The sequence below is a fragment of the Streptomyces sp. NPDC099050 genome (assembly GCF_044759865.1).
Lineage (GTDB): Bacteria > Actinomycetota > Actinomycetes > Streptomycetales > Streptomycetaceae > Streptomyces.
This window is the reverse complement of the sequence record NZ_JBIWAE010000075.1, coordinates 1-1,250: the sequence shown is the minus strand read 5'-3', so window position 1 is coordinate 1,250 and position 1,250 is coordinate 1. Positions and strand designations below refer to the sequence as shown.

The 1,250-nt window shown below is 69.6% G+C and carries 1 protein-coding gene; it reads right to left on the bottom strand.

The genetic code is table 11. The features are described 5' to 3' along the window. On the bottom strand, positions 1-1,005 hold a 1,005-nt coding region (locus ACIQV3_RS40550), incomplete at its 3' end, for a transposase (RefSeq protein WP_403722422.1). Positions 1,006-1,250: the final 245 nt, after the last annotated feature.

Genomic DNA, 1,250 nt, shown 5'->3' with positions numbered 1-1,250 from the left:
AAACGTCACGATGGCCAGACGGGCACGCCGGTTGGCCGCGTGGCGGAACGTGACCACGCGGGACTTGCCCGACGCCCGGGTCACGGGGACGACTCCGGTCTCGGCGACGAACTGTTCGCAGGTCTTGGACCGCTCAAGGATCGGGCCGAGTTCGCCGATGACCTGGCCGAGGCTGACCCTGCCGATCCGGGGCATCGTCGCGAACAACGGCGCGTAAGGGTGGGCGGCGACCGCATCACCGATCGCCTTCTCCAGGGTCCGGATCGTGGCCCGGATGCCCTGAACGAGTTGGACCTGGACCCGGACGAGCTGTTCGACAACCGGCTCGCTGAGGCGGGAGGCGGGCTTCGGCGCGGACCGCAGGCGCTCGATGAGGACACTTCCGGGCCGCTTCCCCGAGTAGCCGTGGCGCTTGCACCAGGCTTCCAGCCGTCCGCCGGTGAGCTTGGCCGCGGCGGCCGGGGTCGGGTATCGCTCCAGGAACGCCAGGGCGATGTCGCTGTCGAGGCTGGCGAACACGGCCTTGCCTCCGGGCCAGTGCATGTCCAGGACCGCGGCCAGCTGGTTGACGGCGGCGATGCGGGCCGCGACGTGGTCCGTCCGCTGCCGGCTGAGGGCCTGGAGGTCCATGGTGGCCTGCTCGGTGGGCTCCAGCCGGGGCAGGAAGTGCCCGTCGGTCCGCAGGTAGTCGGCGAGCTTGAGGCTGTCCCCGGCATCGGTCTTGGCCTTGGACGCGCCCCAGCGCGGGCGCATCGCGTGGAACGCGTTGGGATGCACCGGCACGACGGGGTGGCCGGCGGCCAGCAGCCGGTCGACGACCAGGCCGCGGTTGGACTCGATGGCCACCGGCAGACCGGCCGGGTCGCCGAACTGCGCGAGCTTGGCCAGGGTCCTGGCAATGCCTTCCTCAGTGTGTGCGAACTCCCACCGGGCCACCCGGGCCGCGGAGTTGTCTATGACGGTGACGTCATGTGTCTCGGTCGCCCAGTCCCATCCGATGAACACGAAAGAAGTACTCCTGTGTCGAGCGCGGAGCACCTGCCCGGTGGTGAGGACGTCTGCCGGGAGCTCATTAATCGGCCCTCTGCGGGGCGTGTCCCTGATGCCGATCAGACGGCCTCGGCCCGGCGGGGCTGGCATAACTCACAGTGGCCATCGAGTAGCTCGCGCCGGAAGCCATGCACCCGCCGGGACCGAGAGGTCACAACCCTACCGAAGAGGGCTGCAGAAGGGATGGTCCTCTAATGAGC